Here is a 17,940-nt window from a genome sequence, read left to right as displayed (position 1 = left end):
GGAGGCTCAAGCATGAACTACCCCAGGCGCAAGTATTTGCCACGCGCTACGCGGGCACTGATGGCAGCAGCGGCGAGCGCCGTTGCGCTGGTCGCGGCCGGCACCGCGTACGCCGATCCGCAAGGATTCCTCGAGACGGTCCACAAGCACACCACGCTCATCAACACGGTGCCCGACAACGGCGACCAGAATCCGTACGCGATCGTGGTCGCGCCGGTTACGGCCGGCACGGTGAAAAAAGACGACGTGCTCGTCGACAATTTCAACAACTCGACCAACCTGCAGGGCACCGGCAGCACGATCGTCGATTACCACCCGGACACGAGGCAGATGTCGCTGTTCGCGGTGATTCCGCGCGACCTGAAGGAATGCCCGGGCGGCGTCGGTCTGTCGACGGCGATGACCATGCTGAAGTCGGGCTGGGTGATCGTCGGCAGCACGCCGAGCAATGACGGCACCACCGGCACCAAGGGCGCCGGCTGCCTGATCGTGCTGGATCCGCAAGGCAAGATCGCCTCGACGATCTCCAGCCCGAATATCAACGACCCTTGGGGCAACATGGCGGTTGTCGACAACGGCAACAGCGCCACCCTGTTCGTGAGTAACGCGGGCTTCGGCGTGGGTGCTGCAACCGCGGTCGGCCCGGACGGCGAACCGCCGGTGTTCAAGCAGGCGACGGTACTGCGTCTTGAGCTCGATATTCCCGAAGGCAAGCCGCCGGTCGTGAAAAGCGAAACGGTGGTCGGCAGCGGCTTCGGCGCGCAGGCCGACAAGGGCGTGTTCCTGATCGGACCGACGGGCCTCGCGCTCTCGCCCGACCAGAAGCTGCTGTACGTCTCGGACGCTATCGGCAATCGTGTCAACGTAATCGAAGATCCGATGACGCGCGACACCAGCGCCGGCGTCGGGCGGCAGCTGACCGCCGACGGACTGCTGCACCGCCCGCTCGCGATGGTCGTGGCGCCCAACAACCATCTGCTGGTGACGAACGCGCTGAACGGCCAGGTCGTCGAAATCGACCCGGCCACCGGCAAGCAGATCTACGCACGCTGGATCGATACCGACAAGGCGCAATCGCCCCCGGGTAACGGCGACCTGTTCGGCATCGTCATGACGCCGGCCGGCGATGGCTTTTACTACGTGCAAGACGACGTGAACACTTTGGTACTGGCGAAGTAATCATGGCAAACGATACCCATCCCCCCAAGCGGCCTGCCCGGCGCGGTTTTCTGAAAGCGGGGGGGGCGGCGGTCGCCGCAGGCGCAAGCCTGGGTGCGACCGGCGTCGCCCACGCCGCGCTCAACAAGTCGCAAGCGCCGCACGCCGCCGATCCGTACCTCGCGGTCGAACCGTTCTTCGGCGAGCATCAGAGCGGCATCGTCACGCCGCAGCAGGCGCATATCTACGTCGCAGCGCTCGATCTCACCACGACCAAGCGCGAAGATGTGATTGCCCTGCTGCGCACGTGGACCGACTCGGCCGCGCGCATGACCCAAGGGCAACCCGCGGGCGCGCTGCCCGGCCCCGACGGCAAGGCCGCGCCGGATTCCGGCGACGTGCTCGGCCTCGGTGCGGCCGGCCTCACGGTGACCTTCGGCTTTGGCCCTGGACTCTTCACCTCGGGCGGCAAGGACCGCTACGGCATCGCCGATCGCCGCCCTGCTGCGCTCGTCGATCTGCCTCGCTTCAACGGCGACCAGCTGATTCCGGAAAAGACCGGCGGCGACCTGTTCATTCAGGCCTGTGCGAACGACGCGCAAGTGGCCTTCCACGCGGTGCGCCAACTGGTGCGCCAGTGCTACGGCGCGGCGACGATGCGCTGGGGCCAGGCCGGCTTCGTATCGGGTCCGCGCGGCCAGACGCCGCGCAACCTGATGGGCTTCAAGGACGGCACCAACAACCCGTCCATCAAGAAGCCTGAACTGATGAATCAGTTTGTCTGGGCTGACGGCAAGGACGCCGCATGGATGCAAGGCGGCTCGTATAGCGTCGTGCGTCGTATCCGCATCACGCTCGAACACTGGGACATGACGGAAGAGGATTTCCAGGAGCAGGTGTTCGGCCGTCACAAGTACAGCGGTGCGCCGATCGGCAAGAAGAACGAATTCGAGCCGCTCGATCTCGACGCTCAGGACAAGGACGGCAATCCGGTCATCCCGGAAAACTCGCACGTCCGCCTGTCGAACCAGGCCACCAACAACGGCGCGCAGATTCTGCGCCGCTCGTATTCGTACAACGACGGCTCGAATTTCTACATCGAGCGCTGGCCGCCATGGCGCCAGGAAACCGAGTACGACGCAGGCCTGATTTTTATCGCGTACCAGGGCGATCCACGTACCGGCTTCATCCCGATCAACGAGAAGCTCTCGAAGTTCGACATGATGAACCAGTTCACGACGCACGTCGGCAGCGCGGTGTTTGCCTGTCCGCCGGGGGCGAAGCCCGGTTCGTATATCGGCGCGGGGCTGTTCGAAACGTAAGCAGTGAAAGCCACACGCGGCTCTCATGAAGCAGATTTGGCTGGATGCGCGAGACCGCACCACTCGCGCCGCGACCGGCACCCGCAACGGTGTCGCCCGCGGCGCGCCGCGTATGAACAAAGATCAAATACCATCACAAAAGGAATTCTGAATCATGACTCATTCCTGGCTTGGCAACCGTGTCCGCGCAATCAGCGGCGCGGCGGCGCTTCTGTTGGCGACGTTGGGCGCAGCGCCGCTCGCCGCCCACGCTGAATCGATCACGCTCTATAGCGCGCAGCACGAACAGGTGGTCAACGCGCTCGCGAAGGACTTCCAGAATCAATCCGGCATCTCCGTCAAGATCCGCACCGGCGAAGGCCCGGCACTGGCTGCCCAGCTCGTCGCAGAAGGCGCGGCGTCGCCGGCTGACGTGTACTTCACGGAAAACTCGCCCGAACTGATGCTGCTCGAGGAAAAGGGGCTGCTCGGCAAGGTCGATGCGTCGACCCTCGCGGCCGTGCCGGCACGCTTCGATTCGCCAACCGGCGTTTGGGTTGGCGTGACCGCACGCGAAAACGTGCTGGCTTACAACACGAACAAGGTTCAGCCGAGCCAGTTGCCGCAATCGCTGTTCGATCTGGCCAAACCGGAATGGAAAGGCAAGGTCGGCATTGCCCCGAGCGACGGAGACTTCCTGCCGCTCGTGAGCGCCGTGATCGCGCTGAAGGGCGAAGCGCAGACGCTCGACTGGCTGAAGGGCCTGAAGGCCAACTCGCAGATCTTCGACGACGACGAAGGCGTGGTGGCGGCGGTGAATCGCGGTGCGGTTGCAACCGGCCTCATCAACAACTACTACTGGGCGCGTCTGCATGCCGAAATCGGCGACAAGTCCACCCGTAGCGCGCTTTATCACTTCACGAACGGCGACGCCGGTGCACTCGTCAACGTCTCGGGCGCAGCAGTGCTGAAGTCGGCGCACAACGCGGAAGGCGCGCAGAAGTTCCTGGCCTATCTGGTCAGCGAACGCGCTCAGGATCTGATGGCGAAGGGCCATGTCGACTTCGAGTACCCGTTGCATAACGGCGTGGCTCCGGACCCGATCCTCAAGCCGTTCAACGAACTGAGCCCGCCGACGCTGACCGTGCAGCAACTCGGCGACGATAGCCAGGCTGGCAAGCTGCTGCGCCAGGCCGGACTGCTGTAAATGAGCGACGCCGTGTCAGCCGCAGCGCCGGCTGTTGTCCCTGAACCGGCGCGTGCGCGCAAGCGCGCGCCTGGTGGTCTGTTTGCTGCTGCCGCGGTCAGTGCTCTGCTGGTGTTGTTGCCGCTCGCGTTCACCGTGTGGCGGGCGGCAAGTTTTGGCTTCGCCGAGGCGGCCGAACTGGTGTTCCGGCCGCTCGTCGGCGAGCTGCTTGTGAATACGTTGATGATCACGGTGTCGGCCACTTTGGCCTGCGCTGTGATCGGTACAGCTGCGGCCTGGTTTATCGAACGCACCCGCCTGCCCGGCCGCCGTTTCTGGGCCGTGGCGATGGCCGCGCCGCTCGCGATGCCGCCGTTCATCACGAGCTATGCGTGGGTATCGTTCAGTCTCGATCTGCAGGACTTCAACGGCGCGTTGCTGGTCATTACGTCCGCGTATTTCCCGCTGGTCTATCTGCCGGTCGCAGCTGCCTTGCGCAGCATGGACCCGGCTCTCGAAGAAAGCGCCCGCTCCCTCGGCTGCGGCCGCTGGAACACTTTCTTTCGCGTGATCCTGCCGCAACTGCGCCCTGCTCTGCTCGGCGGCATGCTGCTGGTCGCGCTCGGTGTGATGTCCGAATTCGGCGCGTTCACGCTGCTGCGTTTTCGCACCTTCACAACCGAGATCTACGCCGAATATCGCACGAGTTTCGACGGCCCCGGCGCATCGCTGCTGGCCTGTCTGCTGATCGTGATGTGTCTCGTTGTGCTGGCCTTCGAATTCCGCGTGCGCGGGGCCGCGCGATACGAACGCGTCGACCGCGGCACGCGCCGCGCGGTGCTGCGCTATGACCTCGGCTTCTGGCGCTGGCTGGTAGTCGCAGGCTTTACCGCGCTGACCGTCGCCACGCTCGGCGTGCCGCTCGGCATGATCGGCTACTGGCTCACGCAGCCCGGCGCCGCCGCTGTCACGCCGGCTGACGTCTCGCCCGAATTGCTGCTCGACTCGACGCTTTCGTCGCTCGGCTTCGGCCTCGGTGCGGCCGTCCTCACCACCCTGCTGATCGTGCCGCTGGCGTTCCTGCTGGTGCGCTATCCGGGACGCCTCGCCACGCTGTTCGAACGCACCGTGTTTCTGGCGCAGGGCATTCCCGGTCTCGTGATTGCGCTGGCAGTCGTCTCACTCGCCGTGCACGCGTTGCAGCCGCTGTATCAAAGCACCACGCTGCTGATCATCACCTATGCCATTCTGTTCCTGCCGCTCGCGCTGGTGAGTGTGCGCGCTGCGCTGATGCAGGCGCAGCCGCGGCTCGAAGAGACGGCGCGTGCGCTCGGTCTCGGTTGGGGACAAACTCTGGTGCGCGTGCTATTGCCGCTGGCTGGGCCAGGTCTGGGTGCAGCGGCTTCGATGGTGTTCATCTCGGTGGTCACCGAACTCAACGCCACACTGCTACTCTCCCCCATCGGCACCCAGACGCTCGCCACCCAGGTCTGGTCCGACACATCGACCATGGCCTTCGCCGCTGCTGCGCCCTATGCGGCGCTGCTCACAGGCATTTCGCTGTGCGCCTCGGGCCTGCTGTTTGCGCTGCTCGGCCGCTCTGCGCTGCTTGGCGAACGCAGCTAAGACTGCGTGGAATCTACCGCTATCCCCATCGGATTTTCATGAGCGACCTTCGTATCTGCGGCCTGCAAAAATCGTTCGACGGCAACCCGGTGCTGCACGGCATCGATCTGTCCGTCGAGCGCGGCACGCTGCTCGCCCTGCTCGGTCCGTCCGGCAGCGGCAAAACTACCCTGCTGCGCGTGTTGTGCGGCTTCGAACGTGCGGACCGCGGTAGCGTGGAAATCGACGGCCGGCGGGTTGTCGGCGATGCGTTGCATGTGCCGTCGGAACAGCGCCGCATCGGCTATGTGCCGCAGGAAGGCGCGCTGTTTCCGCATCTGTCGGTGGCGGACAATATCGTCTTCGGTCTGCCGCGCACGCAACGGCGCGTCCGGCATCGCGTCTCCGAACTGCTCGAGCTCGTGGGCCTGCCGGCGGCGTTTGCCGACCGCGCGCCGCAGCAGCTTTCCGGTGGTCAGCAGCAACGGGTCGCGTTGGCGCGCGCGCTGGCGCCATCGCCGACGCTTGTGATGCTCGATGAACCGTTCTCCTCGCTCGATGCCGCCCTGCGCCTCGAAACGCGCCAGGCGGTGGCCAGCGCACTGGCAGCGGCCGGCGCCACTGCGGTGCTGGTGACGCACGATCAATCCGAGGCGCTCTCGTTGGGCCACGAAGTCGCGGTGCTGTGGCAAGGCAAGCTGATCCAGACCGATACGCCGGAGATGATCTACCGTCGTCCGGTGACGCGCGAACTCGCCTCGTTTATCGGCGAGGCGGTGTTGCTGCAGGGGGTTGCCGCTCGTGATCGCGTGACCTGCGAACTGGGCGAGCTGACGCTGTCGGCGCCGGCACGGGACGGCGCGGTCGACGTAATGGTTCGCCCCGAACAGATCCGTCTGTGGCGCGCGAACGAAAGCACGCCGGATGGGACCGCTTCGTTCGATGCCATCGTGCAGGACGTGACCTTCCAGGGACAGGATGCCGGCGTTGCGCTGCAGTTGCAGTCGGCGGCGCGGACGGTGGTGCGCGCCCGCGTGCCGGGCTACCGGACACCGCAACCGGGCGAGCGCGTGAGGCTCGCCATCGACGGCGACGTGACCGCCTACGCCCGCGCCTGAACGTCCGAAGCGCGGTCCTCGCGCGTCAAGACAGATGCCACAGCCGCCGAGGCGCGCGACTGCGTGCGCACCGACAAATCCTGAATCATCTGCGCCGCGAGATAGTCGCAGGTCGGGCGGTCCGACTTGGCGCTGCGCGCCACCACGATTTCCAGCGGCTCGATCTTCGGCAGGCCATGCGCGTCGCCGAGGATGGCAAGACGTGTCGGCACGCTGCAGCGAGTCAGCGCGATGACGGCCAATCCGGCATCTACGGTCGCCACGAGGCCAAGCAGACTGGCGCTGCTGTATGCGGCACGGTAACGAATCCGCGCTTTATCGAGCGCGGCCAGTGTATGCGTACGGGCTACACAGCCCGGCTCGTATAAGCCCACCGGCAACGGTGAGGCCGCCAGCACCGGCGTATCTTCCGACGCCCCCACCCACACCATCGGCTCACTGCGCACAAATTCGCCGCGCAGCTTGCGATCGCGGGTGACGAATGCGAGGTCGATCTTGTTGTCGGCCAGCATCGGCGCGAGTGCCGTGCTTTGCGCGCAGACAATCTCGATCTCGACCTGCGGGTACAGATTCGAAAAGCGCCTGAGCACAGGCGACAACAACGACGACACGTAATCGTCTGGCGCCCCCAGCACGACCCGCCCAGTCACCTCGGGCCGCACGATCGCCGACCACGCCTCCTCATGCAGATCGATCACCCGCCGCGCGTATTCGAGCAGCGTGTGGCCTGGCCGTGTCAGCGCCAGATTGCGGGTGTCACGCGCGAACAGCGTCGTGCCGAGCATGCTTTCGAGCCTTTTGATCTGCATGCTGACCGCCGCCTGCGAACGATGCACGGTCGCCGCGGCCTTCGTGAAACTACCCGTCTCGACCACGGCGACGAAGGTACGCAACAGATCCACGTCGAATTCAGGGTTCATGATTTATAAGCCCGGCTTATCAGATTTCTCAATTTTATTCGTTTGTCGTTGCCTCGCAAGTCCCCGATACTCGACCAAGGTCTCGGTCACGGAGCGTTCTGCATGTCACTCACCTCGCGTCAACAAGGCGCCATCACCCTCGCCAGCGGTGGTTTGCTGATGGGGACGATCGGCATCTTCGTCGAGGAAGCGCGTCTCGATGCAATGACGATGGTGTTCTTTCGCTGCCTGTTCGGATCTCTAGCGCTAGCGGGGTATTGCGCGTGGAAGGGATTTTTCAGGGCGCAGCAATTTACGCTGCGCATGGTGTTGCTCGCCGTGCTGTCCGGTGCGCTGATGGTGACCCAATGGGTCTGGTTCTTCGATGCCATTCACCGCACCAGCATCGCGGTCGCGACCGTGGTGTTTCATGTGCAGCCGTTCTGGGTCGTGCTGATGGGTGCGGCGCTTTTCAACGAGCGGCTCGGCGGCGACCGGCTCGGCTGGATCGCGACGGCGTTTGTCGGACTCGTGCTGGCTTCGGGCGTGGCCACCAGCGAAAACCTGCAAGGGCATGCCGGTTATCTGATCGGTGTAGGCGAAGCGCTGGCCGGTTCAGTGCTCTATGCAAGCGTGACGCTGATCGCCAAGAGTCTCGGTCAGTTGCGCCCGCATCTGCTGACGCTCGCTCAGTGTCTGGTTGGTGTGGTTTGCCTGGCGTTTATTGCGCCGCTGCATTCGGTGGCCCATATCGAGCCCAAGCAATGGTTCTGGCTCGTCGGCATGGGCGTGCTGCATACGGGGCTGTCGTATGTGCTGATTTACGGCGCGCTGCCCAAGCTGACCACGCCGATCATCGCGGTACTGCTGTTTGTTTATCCGCTGACCGCGATCGTCGTGGATGCGGTTGTTTATGGGCGGGCGCTGTCGCCATTGCAGCTGGCCGGGATGGCGTTGATTGTGACGGCGAGCCTTGGGGTCAATCTTGGGTGGCCGCTCGTGTCGATTTTGCGGCGTGGGGTAAGGGCGAGGCGTTCGGCGGATTGAGACGAAAGAACCGGGCGGCGCGGCGCCCGGATTCCATTCAATCGTCGTAGTGGAAACGGCAGGCGGCGACGTAGATCAATCCGTCCTGCGGCATATAGACCAGGCGATCAGCAAGGCTCACGCGGCGCGACCAGAAACCCGTCAGATTGCCAACCAGGGGCTCCGGCTTGCCCGCACCCTTGAAAGGGGCACGCCGGCACTCTTCAAGCAGTTCGTTGACCTTCCGCAATACCTTGGGGTCGAACTTCTGCCAATGCAAATAGTCTTCCCAAGCTTCATCCGTAAAGACAAAAACACTATCAGACCTCACGGTCTCCTTGTTTCGGGCTTTCTGTTTGCTCATCTGTTAGCAGTGTGCGCGGCGTACCCTTGCGTGCATTGATCTGGGCGACAGAACGTACAAGCCGTTCGGCATTCTTCGGAGAGCTCAGCAGATACAGGGTTTCCTGCATGGCACTGAAGTCCTCGAGCGAAACCATCACCACATGTTCGCCACCTTGCCGGGTTATCAGCATAGGCGTGTGGTCGCGGCAGACGTCGTCCATCGCTTGCTTAAAGCCAGCACGGGCCTCGCTGTAAGTAAGGGTGTTCATGGCTTATCCGGCCCGAAGGCGTGCCTCCGGCCGCTCCTGATAAAAAAGTTAGCGGTATTTCCTGCGGCGAACAAAGCCCGGCGACAAAGCGAGCAAGTCCACTGACGAGCGCGAATCGGAAACTCCCGACCCGGAGTTCATTGTACAGAAATCCGTACAACACCTCAAGCATATGGCCAAGGATGCTGCACGCCCGCTAACAATCAGAAGCATGCCGTGTATCACGGCCAGGCACCACCTGGCCGATTGGCTATCGACGTGCGCAGGACAGCTTTCCGCTGCTTCTCACTGCGGCAAAACTTCCCCTTTCGTCTCCGGCGCAAACGGGATGATGAAGAGCCCGATAACAAACGCCACCGCGGTCAGCGCGACCGGAATACCGAGCGTATGCATATGCAGCACCGCCGCGCCCAACAGGAAGTTCACGCCCGCCCCGACAAACCGTCCGAACGACGTACAAAACGCAAACGCCGTGGCCCGCACACGCGTTTCGAACTGCTCCGGCAGCCACAGGCTGAACAGCGCAAAGTTGCCGCCGAAGAACCCCAGCACACACAACCACGCGATAAACGGCACCAGTCCGTTAGGCATATAAAACGACCACCCAAAGCTGCCCGCGATTGCGACCGCCATCCCGGCGAAGTAAATCGCCAGAGTCTTTTTACGCCCGATCCGTTCCGCTAGCGGCGGCAACGCAAGGCATCCGAGAACCGTCGAAATAGACAGCAAGCCAGTTGCGATCGACGCCGTGCGGATCGCATCCGGCTTACCCATTCCTGCGCGCGTCGCAAGCTGGATCACTGCCGACGGCTCATACACCGCGCCCGCCCACAGAGCGATAATCGCAATCGTCAACAACGCACAGGCAACCCACGTGCGGCGCCGGTACACAGGACCGAGAATCTCGCGCAATGGCCTGCTACGCACGGCTTGCGGCTCCGCCTTCTGCCATTTTTCCGGCTCCTTCACACGCAACAAGATCAGGATTGCGACGACCACCGGCACTGCACCGGTCAGGAACATCGCGCGCCAACCGTAGTGAACCCCGACCGTGTAATTGAGCGCCGCGGCCAAAAAGAAGCCGGCGTAGTAACCGGTTTGCAGATAGCCCGCCCCCATCTTGCGACGGTCCTCCGGCCACGCCTCAGCCACATAGGTGCCAGCGAGCGCCCATTCGCCGCCGATCCCCACGCCCGCGATAAACCGGAAGATAGCCAGTTCCCAGACGTTCTGCGAGAGCGCCGAAAGTCCCGTAAAAATTGCAAAAGTGAAGATCGTACCGGCCAGCACCTTGGTGCGGCCAAAGCGGTCGGCGAGCGGCCCCCAGATAAACGACAGCCCCCAGCCGATCAGAAACAGCGCAAACAGGATCGACCCGGCGAGCCCGACGTTGGCTGGCGTCGCGGCATAGCCCGAGCGCGGCAACAGTTCGGTGAGCGCGGGGGTGAGAACCAGCGCGTAGATGAACGAATCCATCCCGTCCAGCGTCCAGCCCGCCCATGCGCCCCAGAACCCTGCGATCTGCGAGCGGTTTAGTGGCGTGCGATGCCGCGCGACACGCGCGCGGTCCGAGATTGAATTCATCATGCTCCTCCGATACTACGGTTGGATTGCCAATTGCCTATTCTTAACAACGGGTTAGCGTGCGTGCGGCAACTACATGGGCTTTCGTCAGACAGCCCCTGACACTTTCTGAACGCGGTCCCTACAGTCTGCTTGCTTCCTGGACCCTGGATTTCCCTCGTGCAAAACGCGTCATTTCATATATAATATTTGAACTTATGAACGATGCAACCGATGGTTTTCCCCTGGACAGCGCTGCGCGCGTCCCCTTTCTGCCCGTAGCGGCCACGCCGCGGGCCAGCACGTCACGCGTGATCGCAGACGCTTTGCGTACGGCGATCGTCGAAGGCACGCTGGCCCCCGGCGCCCCCTTGCGGCAGGACGCCATTGCCCGCCATTTCTCGGTCAGCGCAATTCCCGTGCGCGAAGCGCTGCGTCAACTGGAAGGCGAAGGCTGGGCGAAGGTCACCGTCCACAAAGGGGCGACGGTCGCGCCGCTGTCGGCGGACGAAGCCCGCGAAATCTATGAGATCCGCTCGGCGCTCGAGAGTCTCGCCGTCGGCCTCGCCATTCCGCACCACACCGCTGCAACGCTGCGTGAGTCGGAAAAGCTGTGCCGCGCTGCGGAGAAAGAGATGGATCCGGCGCTTTACGTGACCCGCAACGAGGAGTTTCATATGAGCCTCTACGCGTCGGCCGCACGACCGCAACTCGAGGAAATGATTGCCACGCTGCATCGGCGCGGCGAACGTTATTTACGGCTCAAATTCGGACTACCGCTGTACAAGGACGAGTCCGATCGCGAACACGCGGAAATACTCGACGCGGTGCGCCGCGCCGACATCCCCGCTGCACGCTCGCTGTTGACCGCGCATCTGCTCGGCACCGGCGAGTTGCTCTACCGTTTCCTGACCGAACGCGCGCAGGCCGAAGCCGCGCAAGCCAACGGCCGCAAGCCGCGCGCGAGACGCGCGCGCACTCCAACTTCCGGGAGCTGAATCCGCCGATGAATCCACAAGCCCAACCATCCCCCCGCTCCGCCGCCGCACCGGCAGCACGGTCCTGGACCACCATGCGCGACGAGAAAGCGCGCCGCCTCGCCGCCATTGCGCCGTGGCTCGAAGACGGCGTGTTGCGCAGCGAGCGCATCGTCGATGCGCTGGAAACACTGATCCGCCCAGGCGACCGCGTTGCGCTCGAAGGCGACAATCAGAAGCAGGCCGATTTTCTGTCGCGCTCGTTCGCGAAGGTGGATCCGCAAAAGGTCCGCGACGTCCATCTGCTGATTTCGAGCATCAGCCGGCCCGAGCATCTGACGCTGTTCGAGCGCGGCATCGCGCACAAGGTCGACTTCGCCTTCGCGGGGCCGCAGAGCCTGCGCGTCGCGCAACTGCTGGAAGACGGCCAGCTCGAAATCGGCGCGATCCACACCTATGTCGAGCTGTACGCACGGATGTTCGTGGAGCTGACGCCGAACGTTGCGCTGTTGTGCGCAGAAAAAGCAGACCGTCACGGCAATCTCTACACCGGGGCGAACACCGAAGACACGCCCACCATCGCAGAAGCCGCGGCGTTCCGGCACGGCATCGTGATTGTTCAGGTAAACGAAATCGTCGATGAATTGCCACGCGTCGACATTCCCGGCTCGTGGGTCGACGTGGTCGTGCAGGCCGACCGGCCCTTCGCAGTTGAGCCGCTGTTTACGCGCGATCCGCGCCACATCGGCGACCTGCAGGTGCTGACCGCGATGATGGTAATTCGCGGCATCTACGAAGCGTATGGCGTGACCGCACTCAATCATGGCATCGGCTTCGACACGGCGGCCATCGAGCTGCTGTTGCCCATCTATGGCGAGTCACTCGGGCTGAAGGGCAAGATTTGCCGCAACTGGACGCTCAATCCCCATCCCACCTTGATTCCGGCCATCGAATCCGGCTGGGTCGAAAGCGTGCATTGCTTCGGTAGCGAAGTGGGCATGGAGCAGTACATCGAGGCACGCCCCGACGTGTTCTTCACCGGACGCGACGGCAGTCTGCGTTCGAACCGCGTGTTGTGCCAGTTGGCGGGGCAATACGGCGTTGACCTGTTTATCGGCTCCACGCTGCAGATCGACGCGGATGCGAATTCGTCGACAGTTACGCGTGGGCGGCTCGCTGGTTTTGGCGGCGCCCCGAACATGGGACACGATCCGCGCGGACGACGTCATTCGAGCGAAGCGTGGCTCAAGCTTCTCAAGGATCAAGGGCCGGTCTCCCGCGGTCAGAAGCTGGTCGTGCAGCTTGCCGAGACGTACAAGAAAGGCGGCGAGCCGACCTTCGTCGATGAGCTCGATGCGGTTGCAGTCGGCGCGAAGAGCGGCATGCCTATCGCCCCAGTGATGATCTACGGCGACGACGTCAGCCACGTGGTCACCGAGGAAGGCATCGCCCACTTGCACAAGGCCGAAGGGATCGACGAACGGCGCGCGGCACTTGCTGCCGTAGCCGGTGTCACGCCGATCGGCTTGCGCGCGAAGCCGGAAAAAACCGCGGAGCTGCGCCGGCGCGGCATCGTCGCGTATCCCGAGGATCTCGGCATCCGCCGCGGTGAAGCGAAGCGCTCGCTACTGGCCGCGCGCAGCATCGACGATCTGGTGACATGGTCGGGCGGTCTGTATGTGCCGCCGGCGCAATTCCGGAGCTGGTAATCATGGCTACGCCTGCGGTAATGCCGGTGACGGCGGCGCGAATCTCGAGCGATTCTGGCCGGCTTCTGTCCGGGACTGAAGCGTCGCCGGTCGGTACGCGCACAACACGCGCGACGGCGCCATCACTCCGTACACCGGAAAGTGTTTCAGGCAGCTTTGAGGCCGACGCACTGTTGGCGCAGCTAGCCGTCACTGCGCTGATCGAAGAGGCGCAACTGACGCCCAAGCCCGCGCTGGTGGATCAGCGCGGCAGCGGCGCGCACCGCGATCTCGATCTGGACATCATGCTGCGCTCCGCTCATGCACTCGAGCCGACTTTCGTTGCGCTTGCGCGCGCCGCGCGGCACAGCGTGCCATCCGCTACCTTGCGCGCAGAATTGGCGCAGATCGGCCGCGCTGGAGAACGCGAGATGATGCGGGCCACCGGCGGCAGCAATGCGCATCGTGGCGCCATCTGGATCGTCGGACTGCTGGTCGCGGGCGCAGCACTTGCGCAACGCGACGCGCAAGCCGCTACAAACCATGCGAGCGATTCAATTCATTCGAACTCCGAAGGTCACTGCCACGCACACGCGCCCGCAGCGACCCGGGTCTCGCATGCGGTAAAAGTCTGCAAGCTTGCCGCGCAGATCGCCTGCTTTCCCGATCGCTTCGCCGCAATTGCCGATAGCAACGGCGAGCGTGCGCGCCAACGCTACCAGGTGGGCGGTGCTCGTCGCGAAGCGCAGGATGGCTTTCCACACGTCATGGCAATCGGTCTTCCCGCGCTGCTGGCAGCCCGCGCCAATGGCGTGAGCGAAGAATCAGCGCGGCTTGACGCACTGCTAACGATCATGACCTCGCTCGACGACACGTGCCTGTTGCATCGCGCCGGCCTGCCCGGATTGCGCGCCGGCCAGCAAGGCGCGCGCCGGGTGCTCGAACTCGGCGGCAGCGCCAGCGTCGCGGGTCGGGCCGCGCTTTATGAGCTCGACCGCGCGCTGCTCACGCTCAATGCATCCCCCGGCGGCGCAGCCGATCTGCTCGCCGCCACCCTTTTCATCGACAAGCTGGTGCATCACAGCACCGGCGGGAGCCAATCCTCATGGAAAATCTGACCTTCGATTATCCGGCGCAACGCGCCGTGACGGCCCGCGCGCACGTCGGCGTAGTCGGCTCAGGCGACCTCGAAGTGCTGTTGTCGCCAGCCTCCGCAATGACTGCGCACGTGATCGTGCGCACCAGCGTCGACGGCTACGGACATATCTGGAAGAGCGTGCTCGACCGCTTCTTCACGCGCTACGACGGCGCTGCGCAGATCGAGATCAACGACTTCGGCGCGACGCCCGGCGTGGTGGCGTTGCGGCTCGCCGAAGCGGTCGAAGAAGCAGAACAGGGAGGTGAAGCATGAGCACCGTTGCCACTCCTCAAGCAGCGCCCGTGCTGCACGACAGCTTCATCGAACTGTCCGCACGCGAGCGCGCCCGTGCGTTGCTCGACGCCGGCACGTTTCGCGAACTGCTAGGACCGTTCGACCGGATCGAGTCGCCGTGGCTGCCGCTGCAAGGCATCGTCTGCCAGGCCGACGACGGCTGTGTGATCGCACGCGGTACGATCGACGGCGAACCCGCCGTGGTGGCCGCGATCGAGTCGGCGTTTCAAGGCGGCAGCATCGGCGAGGTGTCAGGCAGCAAGATCGCCGCGGCGCTCGAACTCGCGTTGCGTGACTGCGAACGCGGCAAACCGGTGCGCCCCGTGGTGCTGTTCGAAACCGGCGGCGTGCGCCTGCAGGAAGCCAATCTGGGCCTCGCCGTGATCGCCGAGATGCAGGCGGCGATCGTCGCGCTGCGCCGGCATGTGCCGGTGGTCGGCGTCATCACGGGGATGGTGGGTTGCTTCGGCGGCATGTCGCTCGCAGCCGCGCTGTGCTCCTATCTGGTCGTCACGAAGCAAGGACGGCTTGGGATGAACGGACCCGAAGTGATCGAGCAGGAAGCCGGTATCGAGGAACTCGATTCCAGCGACCGCCGTCATGTGTGGCAGTTGATCGGCGGCGAGCAGCGGGCTTTGACGGGCTTCGCAGATGCGCTCGTCGAGGATGACCCCGATGCCGTGCGCGCCGCCGTGCAGCGCGCCTTCGAACTGGGCGTACCGGCCGCGCATCGTAGCGAACAGGTCGACACCTATCTCGCGCGGCTCGCGGAGGTCGATCCGGCCAACGTCACCCCCGAAACCATGCGGACCGTGTTTCATGCGAACACCGCAATTCAGTCCTCGAAGGAGGAAGCGTGAACGATACCTCACTGACCCGCGGGGCCCGCTGGTTCCGGGCGCTCGCTGGCGAACCGTCCAGCCCCGCTCCGGTGTGGGGCGGCACCGCTGCGCTCGGCAACGAAACCGCGCACTTTTTTGCCGTGGTGCCCGACCCGCAGAACCGCTTTCCGCGTGCTACCGATAACGTCGTCGGCCTCGAACAAGGTTGGAAGCTCGCCCGCGCGGTGCGCAAGGCGATCGCCGACGATGCGCAAAGCGGCACGCGCCGGCCTATCGTCGCGATCGTCGATGTCAAGAGCCAGGCCTATGGCTACCGGGAAGAGACGCTGGGGCTTCATCTTGCCTGTGCGTCGGCGGTCGATGCTTACGCCTCGGCACGCGACGCCGGTCATCCTGTGGTCGCGCTGATTGTCGGACCGGCCATGTCGGGCGCGTTCCTCGCGCACGGCTACCAGGCCAACCGGATCGTCGCACTCGATGCACCCGGCACGATGGTGCACGCGATGGGCAAGGAAGCGGCTGCCCGCGTCACGCGCCGTACGGTCGAAGCCCTCGAAGCATTGGGCGAAACGATCGTGCCGATGTCATATTCGATGGCTTCGTTCGCCAAACTCGGTCTGCTCGACGAACTGATCAAAGGCGTCGACGCCGATACGCCGAGCGACGCGCAGATCGATCAGGTGCGTCAGGTGCTGAGCAATTCGATCCGTAGCGCGCGCGACGACGTCCGCGGTCTGTCACACAGACTGCAATCGGATGCTGCGAAGCAGAACCGTGCGGCTTCGATCGAAGTGCGGCGGCGGCTGACGGAACAGTGGGACGCAGCGTAATGCGGACGTGCGCGGCACCGCCGTTTGATACTGCGTTTGCCGCGCAGGTTGGTGCGGCGGCCTCTGGCGGGGTGGATGGCGCCACTGCACGACACCCTTCCGATACGCGCTGGCGGCCACACGACCTGCTGCGCCTGCGGCGCTTGCCCTCATACGATGGCGAACCGGACTGGGTTCGCCCCGCCTTCGCGCACGCGCCTTTTGCGGTGGTCAGACGCGCGTCGGCCGCGCCCGGTTTCATCGCGGTTGGAATGCGCGGTAACGGTCGCGCGCAACGGTACGGTACATGGGCGCAGGCCGACGATATCGAGGCCGTGATCTCCCCCGAAGATCTCCTGGGTGCGAGTTCCCAGCTTGATATGGAACGTCTTGCGCTACCCGCGTTCGCGATGCTTTACAGCGTGCGTGACGAAGCGCAATCGTTGCGCGCATTCTCCTGGGGACCCACCGGAAGCGCTGGCTTCGAGCTTGCTACCGGCACGCCCACTGTCACAGCTACGAGCGATCTCGACCTGTTGATCCGTACGGCACAGAAACTCTCGCGCGAGCGTGCCGCGCAACTGCTGAGCGAACTCGAATCGTTCGCGCGGCGCGCTGGAATACGCGTCGATGTCCAGCTGGAAACTCCCTTGGGTGGAATTGCTCTCGCGGAGTGGGCGGCCGGCAAGGTACGTGTGATGGTGCGCCATGCTCAAGGGCCGCGGTTGGTTAGCGATCCGTGGGCGGTGCCGCCTCCGCAAGCATGACGCTCGCCTATCAGTTCCCCGGCCAAGGTGCGCAATCGGCAGGCTTCCTGCATCGATTGCCGCAGCACCCTGTCGTCACCGCGACGATCGATGAAGCTTCACAGGTGCTAGGCATCGATGTGCTAACGCTCGACACACCCGATGCGCTACGCTCCACTGTGGCGGTTCAGGTGGGACTCGTAGTGGCAGGCGTTGCCGCCGCTCGCATGCTGGCCGACGCACAATTGTCCCCCGATATCAGCGCCGGTCTTTCCGTAGGCGCTTATGCCGCCGCGGTCAGTTGCGGCGCGCTTGCGTTTCCCGACGCGCTGCGCATGGTTCACAAGCGGGCCGAGTTGATGGAGACCGCCTATCCGTCAGGCTACGGACTCGCCGCTATCTCCGGTCTGACCGAACGGCAATTGGAAACTCTCGCAGCAAATCAGACGAAGGACGGCCTGCCGCAGGTCTATATTGGCAATGTCAATGCGCCCAGACAGATCGTTATGGCTGGCGCGGACGCCGCACTCGATGCCCTGATTGAACGCGCACTTGCCGCCGGTGCGCGCAAAGCAACACGTCTGGCGGTGAGCGTTCCTTCGCATTGCGAATTGCTCGGGGAAGCCGCCGATGCATTGGTCGACTACGCACGGAATGTGCCGTTTCAGGCACCAAAAAGTGTCTACGTGGGCAATCGAGGTGGCCGGCCGTTGCATACCGCGGAGGCAATCCGCGACGATCTCGCGACGAATATGCGTTACACCGTGCGCTGGTTCGACGCGCTGACGGTGATGCTTGAAATGGGTGCGCAGGTGGTGGTTGAAGCTCCGCCCGGTCAGGTGTTAACTGACATTGTTCGTGAACAGTGGCCGCAAGCGAAGGCGATCGCTTTGAGCAGTATTTCGCCGGACCAGTGGGTGGCGACCGTGCGTCGACGCGTTACGTCTGTCTCGGGCGCACGTTAAACGAAACTGCT

General features: G+C 64.0%; 19 protein-coding genes. 15 read left to right on the top strand and 4 right to left on the bottom strand.

The window, feature by feature from the left end:
* Positions 1-12: 12 nt before the first annotated feature.
* Genes P3T17_RS26240 through P3T17_RS26215 form a run of 6 tightly spaced genes read left to right on the top strand, consistent with a single transcriptional unit; the run spans position 13 to position 6,368 of the window.
* The gene (locus P3T17_RS26240) at positions 13-1,179 is read left to right on the top strand and encodes a hypothetical protein (protein ID WP_429409398.1); all 1,167 of its coding nucleotides are present in this window, start codon (positions 13-15) and stop codon (positions 1,177-1,179) included.
* Between the two features lie 2 nt (positions 1,180-1,181).
* Entirely contained in the window at positions 1,182-2,480 is a 1,299-nt protein-coding gene (gene efeB, locus P3T17_RS26235; protein WP_429409397.1) for an iron uptake transporter deferrochelatase/peroxidase subunit, read from the top strand.
* A gap of 25 nt (positions 2,481-2,505) precedes the next feature.
* Entirely contained in the window at positions 2,506-2,631 is a 126-nt protein-coding gene (locus P3T17_RS26230; RefSeq protein ID WP_429409396.1) for a hypothetical protein, read from the top strand.
* 3 nt (positions 2,632-2,634) lie between these two features.
* Positions 2,635-3,666: an iron ABC transporter substrate-binding protein gene (locus P3T17_RS26225; protein WP_429409395.1), complete on the top strand. Its 1,032-nt coding sequence runs from the start codon at positions 2,635-2,637 to the stop codon at positions 3,664-3,666.
* Positions 3,667-5,271: an ABC transporter permease gene (locus P3T17_RS26220; RefSeq protein ID WP_074268240.1), complete on the top strand. Its 1,605-nt coding sequence runs from the start codon at positions 3,667-3,669 to the stop codon at positions 5,269-5,271.
* Positions 5,272-5,309: 38 nt separating this feature from the next.
* Entirely contained in the window at positions 5,310-6,368 is a 1,059-nt protein-coding gene (locus tag P3T17_RS26215; RefSeq protein WP_429409393.1) for an ABC transporter ATP-binding protein, read from the top strand.
* On the opposite strand, the gene P3T17_RS26210 is transcribed toward P3T17_RS26215, so the two are convergent.
* Complete coding sequence (locus P3T17_RS26210; RefSeq protein WP_429409392.1) at positions 6,353-7,288, bottom strand: LysR substrate-binding domain-containing protein; 936 nt, start codon at positions 7,286-7,288, stop codon at positions 6,353-6,355. The two genes, P3T17_RS26215 and P3T17_RS26210, sit on opposite strands and share 16 nt — an antisense overlap.
* Before the next feature lie 102 nt (positions 7,289-7,390).
* Between P3T17_RS26210 and P3T17_RS26205 the strand changes: the two genes are divergently transcribed.
* The gene (locus P3T17_RS26205; RefSeq protein ID WP_429409391.1) at positions 7,391-8,314 is read left to right on the top strand and encodes a DMT family transporter; all 924 of its coding nucleotides are present in this window, start codon (positions 7,391-7,393) and stop codon (positions 8,312-8,314) included.
* Positions 8,315-8,351: 37 nt separating this feature from the next.
* Here P3T17_RS26205 and P3T17_RS26200 read toward each other — a convergent pair whose 3' ends face one another.
* The 3 genes from P3T17_RS26200 to P3T17_RS26190 form a co-directional block, all read right to left on the bottom strand.
* On the bottom strand, positions 8,352-8,657 hold the full coding sequence (locus P3T17_RS26200; protein ID WP_429409390.1) for a Txe/YoeB family addiction module toxin: 306 nt from the start codon (positions 8,655-8,657) through the stop codon (positions 8,352-8,354).
* The gene (locus tag P3T17_RS26195; RefSeq protein WP_074268235.1) at positions 8,614-8,907 is read right to left on the bottom strand and encodes a type II toxin-antitoxin system Phd/YefM family antitoxin; all 294 of its coding nucleotides are present in this window, start codon (positions 8,905-8,907) and stop codon (positions 8,614-8,616) included. Before P3T17_RS26195 ends, P3T17_RS26200 begins: the two co-directional genes overlap by 44 nt.
* A 285-nt stretch (positions 8,908-9,192) precedes the next feature.
* Positions 9,193-10,494 carry an MFS transporter gene (locus tag P3T17_RS26190; RefSeq protein ID WP_429409389.1) on the bottom strand — a complete coding sequence of 434 codons (1,302 nt, stop codon included), beginning with the start codon at positions 10,492-10,494 and terminating at the stop codon, positions 9,193-9,195.
* A gap of 194 nt (positions 10,495-10,688) precedes the next feature.
* Between P3T17_RS26190 and P3T17_RS26185 the strand changes: the two genes are divergently transcribed.
* From P3T17_RS26185 to mdcH, 8 genes are read left to right on the top strand one after another with little or no spacing between them, the layout of a single operon-like run.
* Positions 10,689-11,468 carry a GntR family transcriptional regulator gene (locus tag P3T17_RS26185; RefSeq protein ID WP_429409387.1) on the top strand — a complete coding sequence of 260 codons (780 nt, stop codon included), beginning with the start codon at positions 10,689-10,691 and terminating at the stop codon, positions 11,466-11,468.
* Between the two features lie 8 nt (positions 11,469-11,476).
* Complete coding sequence (mdcA, locus tag P3T17_RS26180; RefSeq protein WP_429409385.1) at positions 11,477-13,156, top strand: malonate decarboxylase subunit alpha; 1,680 nt, start codon at positions 11,477-11,479, stop codon at positions 13,154-13,156.
* Between the two features lie 2 nt (positions 13,157-13,158).
* Positions 13,159-14,253 carry a triphosphoribosyl-dephospho-CoA synthase gene (locus P3T17_RS26175; protein ID WP_429409383.1) on the top strand — a complete coding sequence of 365 codons (1,095 nt, stop codon included), beginning with the start codon at positions 13,159-13,161 and terminating at the stop codon, positions 14,251-14,253.
* The gene (locus P3T17_RS26170; protein WP_074268230.1) at positions 14,241-14,546 is read left to right on the top strand and encodes a malonate decarboxylase subunit delta; all 306 of its coding nucleotides are present in this window, start codon (positions 14,241-14,243) and stop codon (positions 14,544-14,546) included. Before P3T17_RS26175 ends, P3T17_RS26170 begins: the two co-directional genes overlap by 13 nt.
* A complete protein-coding gene (locus tag P3T17_RS26165; protein ID WP_074268229.1) occupies positions 14,543-15,427 on the top strand; it encodes a biotin-independent malonate decarboxylase subunit beta in 885 nt (294 codons plus the stop codon). The genes P3T17_RS26170 and P3T17_RS26165 overlap by 4 nt, the downstream gene beginning before the upstream one ends.
* Positions 15,424-16,239, top strand: a complete 816-nt coding sequence (gene mdcE / locus P3T17_RS26160) for a biotin-independent malonate decarboxylase subunit gamma (RefSeq protein ID WP_074268228.1) — start codon at positions 15,424-15,426, stop codon at positions 16,237-16,239. Before P3T17_RS26165 ends, mdcE begins: the two co-directional genes overlap by 4 nt.
* Positions 16,239-16,985, top strand: a complete 747-nt coding sequence (locus P3T17_RS26155) for a malonate decarboxylase holo-ACP synthase (RefSeq protein WP_429409382.1) — start codon at positions 16,239-16,241, stop codon at positions 16,983-16,985. Before mdcE ends, P3T17_RS26155 begins: the two co-directional genes overlap by 1 nt.
* Positions 16,982-17,929, top strand: a complete 948-nt coding sequence (mdcH, locus tag P3T17_RS26150; RefSeq protein WP_429409381.1) for a malonate decarboxylase subunit epsilon — start codon at positions 16,982-16,984, stop codon at positions 17,927-17,929. Before P3T17_RS26155 ends, mdcH begins: the two co-directional genes overlap by 4 nt.
* Positions 17,930-17,940: the final 11 nt, after the last annotated feature.

The organism is Paraburkholderia sp. GAS82, from assembly GCF_050436285.1.
Lineage (GTDB): Bacteria > Pseudomonadota > Gammaproteobacteria > Burkholderiales > Burkholderiaceae > Paraburkholderia > Paraburkholderia phenazinium_B.
The sequence above is the reverse complement of the archived record's forward strand: the minus strand, read 5'-3'. Positions and strand labels throughout refer to the sequence as shown.

What these genes read in the sequence shown, in the direction of transcription:
- P3T17_RS26240 (WP_429409398.1), top strand. Translation starts at nt 13, where the DNA reads ATGAACTACCCCAGGCGCAAGTATTTGCCACGCGCTACGCGGGCACTG.
- efeB (WP_429409397.1), top strand. Translation starts at nt 1,182, where the DNA reads ATGGCAAACGATACCCATCCCCCCAAGCGGCCTGCCCGGCGCGGTTTT.
- P3T17_RS26230 (WP_429409396.1), top strand. Translation starts at nt 2,506, where the DNA reads ATGAAGCAGATTTGGCTGGATGCGCGAGACCGCACCACTCGCGCCGCG.
- P3T17_RS26225 (WP_429409395.1), top strand. Translation starts at nt 2,635, where the DNA reads ATGACTCATTCCTGGCTTGGCAACCGTGTCCGCGCAATCAGCGGCGCG.
- P3T17_RS26220 (WP_074268240.1), top strand. Translation starts at nt 3,667, where the DNA reads ATGAGCGACGCCGTGTCAGCCGCAGCGCCGGCTGTTGTCCCTGAACCG.
- P3T17_RS26215 (WP_429409393.1), top strand. Translation starts at nt 5,310, where the DNA reads ATGAGCGACCTTCGTATCTGCGGCCTGCAAAAATCGTTCGACGGCAAC.
- P3T17_RS26210 (WP_429409392.1), bottom strand. Translation starts at nt 7,288, where the DNA reads ATGAACCCTGAATTCGACGTGGATCTGTTGCGTACCTTCGTCGCCGTG.
- P3T17_RS26205 (WP_429409391.1), top strand. Translation starts at nt 7,391, where the DNA reads ATGTCACTCACCTCGCGTCAACAAGGCGCCATCACCCTCGCCAGCGGT.
- P3T17_RS26200 (WP_429409390.1), bottom strand. Translation starts at nt 8,657, where the DNA reads ATGAGCAAACAGAAAGCCCGAAACAAGGAGACCGTGAGGTCTGATAGT.
- P3T17_RS26195 (WP_074268235.1), bottom strand. Translation starts at nt 8,907, where the DNA reads ATGAACACCCTTACTTACAGCGAGGCCCGTGCTGGCTTTAAGCAAGCG.
- P3T17_RS26190 (WP_429409389.1), bottom strand. Translation starts at nt 10,494, where the DNA reads ATGATGAATTCAATCTCGGACCGCGCGCGTGTCGCGCGGCATCGCACG.
- P3T17_RS26185 (WP_429409387.1), top strand. Translation starts at nt 10,689, where the DNA reads ATGAACGATGCAACCGATGGTTTTCCCCTGGACAGCGCTGCGCGCGTC.
- mdcA (WP_429409385.1), top strand. Translation starts at nt 11,477, where the DNA reads ATGAATCCACAAGCCCAACCATCCCCCCGCTCCGCCGCCGCACCGGCA.
- P3T17_RS26175 (WP_429409383.1), top strand. Translation starts at nt 13,159, where the DNA reads ATGGCTACGCCTGCGGTAATGCCGGTGACGGCGGCGCGAATCTCGAGC.
- P3T17_RS26170 (WP_074268230.1), top strand. Translation starts at nt 14,241, where the DNA reads ATGGAAAATCTGACCTTCGATTATCCGGCGCAACGCGCCGTGACGGCC.
- P3T17_RS26165 (WP_074268229.1), top strand. Translation starts at nt 14,543, where the DNA reads ATGAGCACCGTTGCCACTCCTCAAGCAGCGCCCGTGCTGCACGACAGC.
- P3T17_RS26155 (WP_429409382.1), top strand. Translation starts at nt 16,239, where the DNA reads ATGCGGACGTGCGCGGCACCGCCGTTTGATACTGCGTTTGCCGCGCAG.
- mdcH (WP_429409381.1), top strand. Translation starts at nt 16,982, where the DNA reads ATGACGCTCGCCTATCAGTTCCCCGGCCAAGGTGCGCAATCGGCAGGC.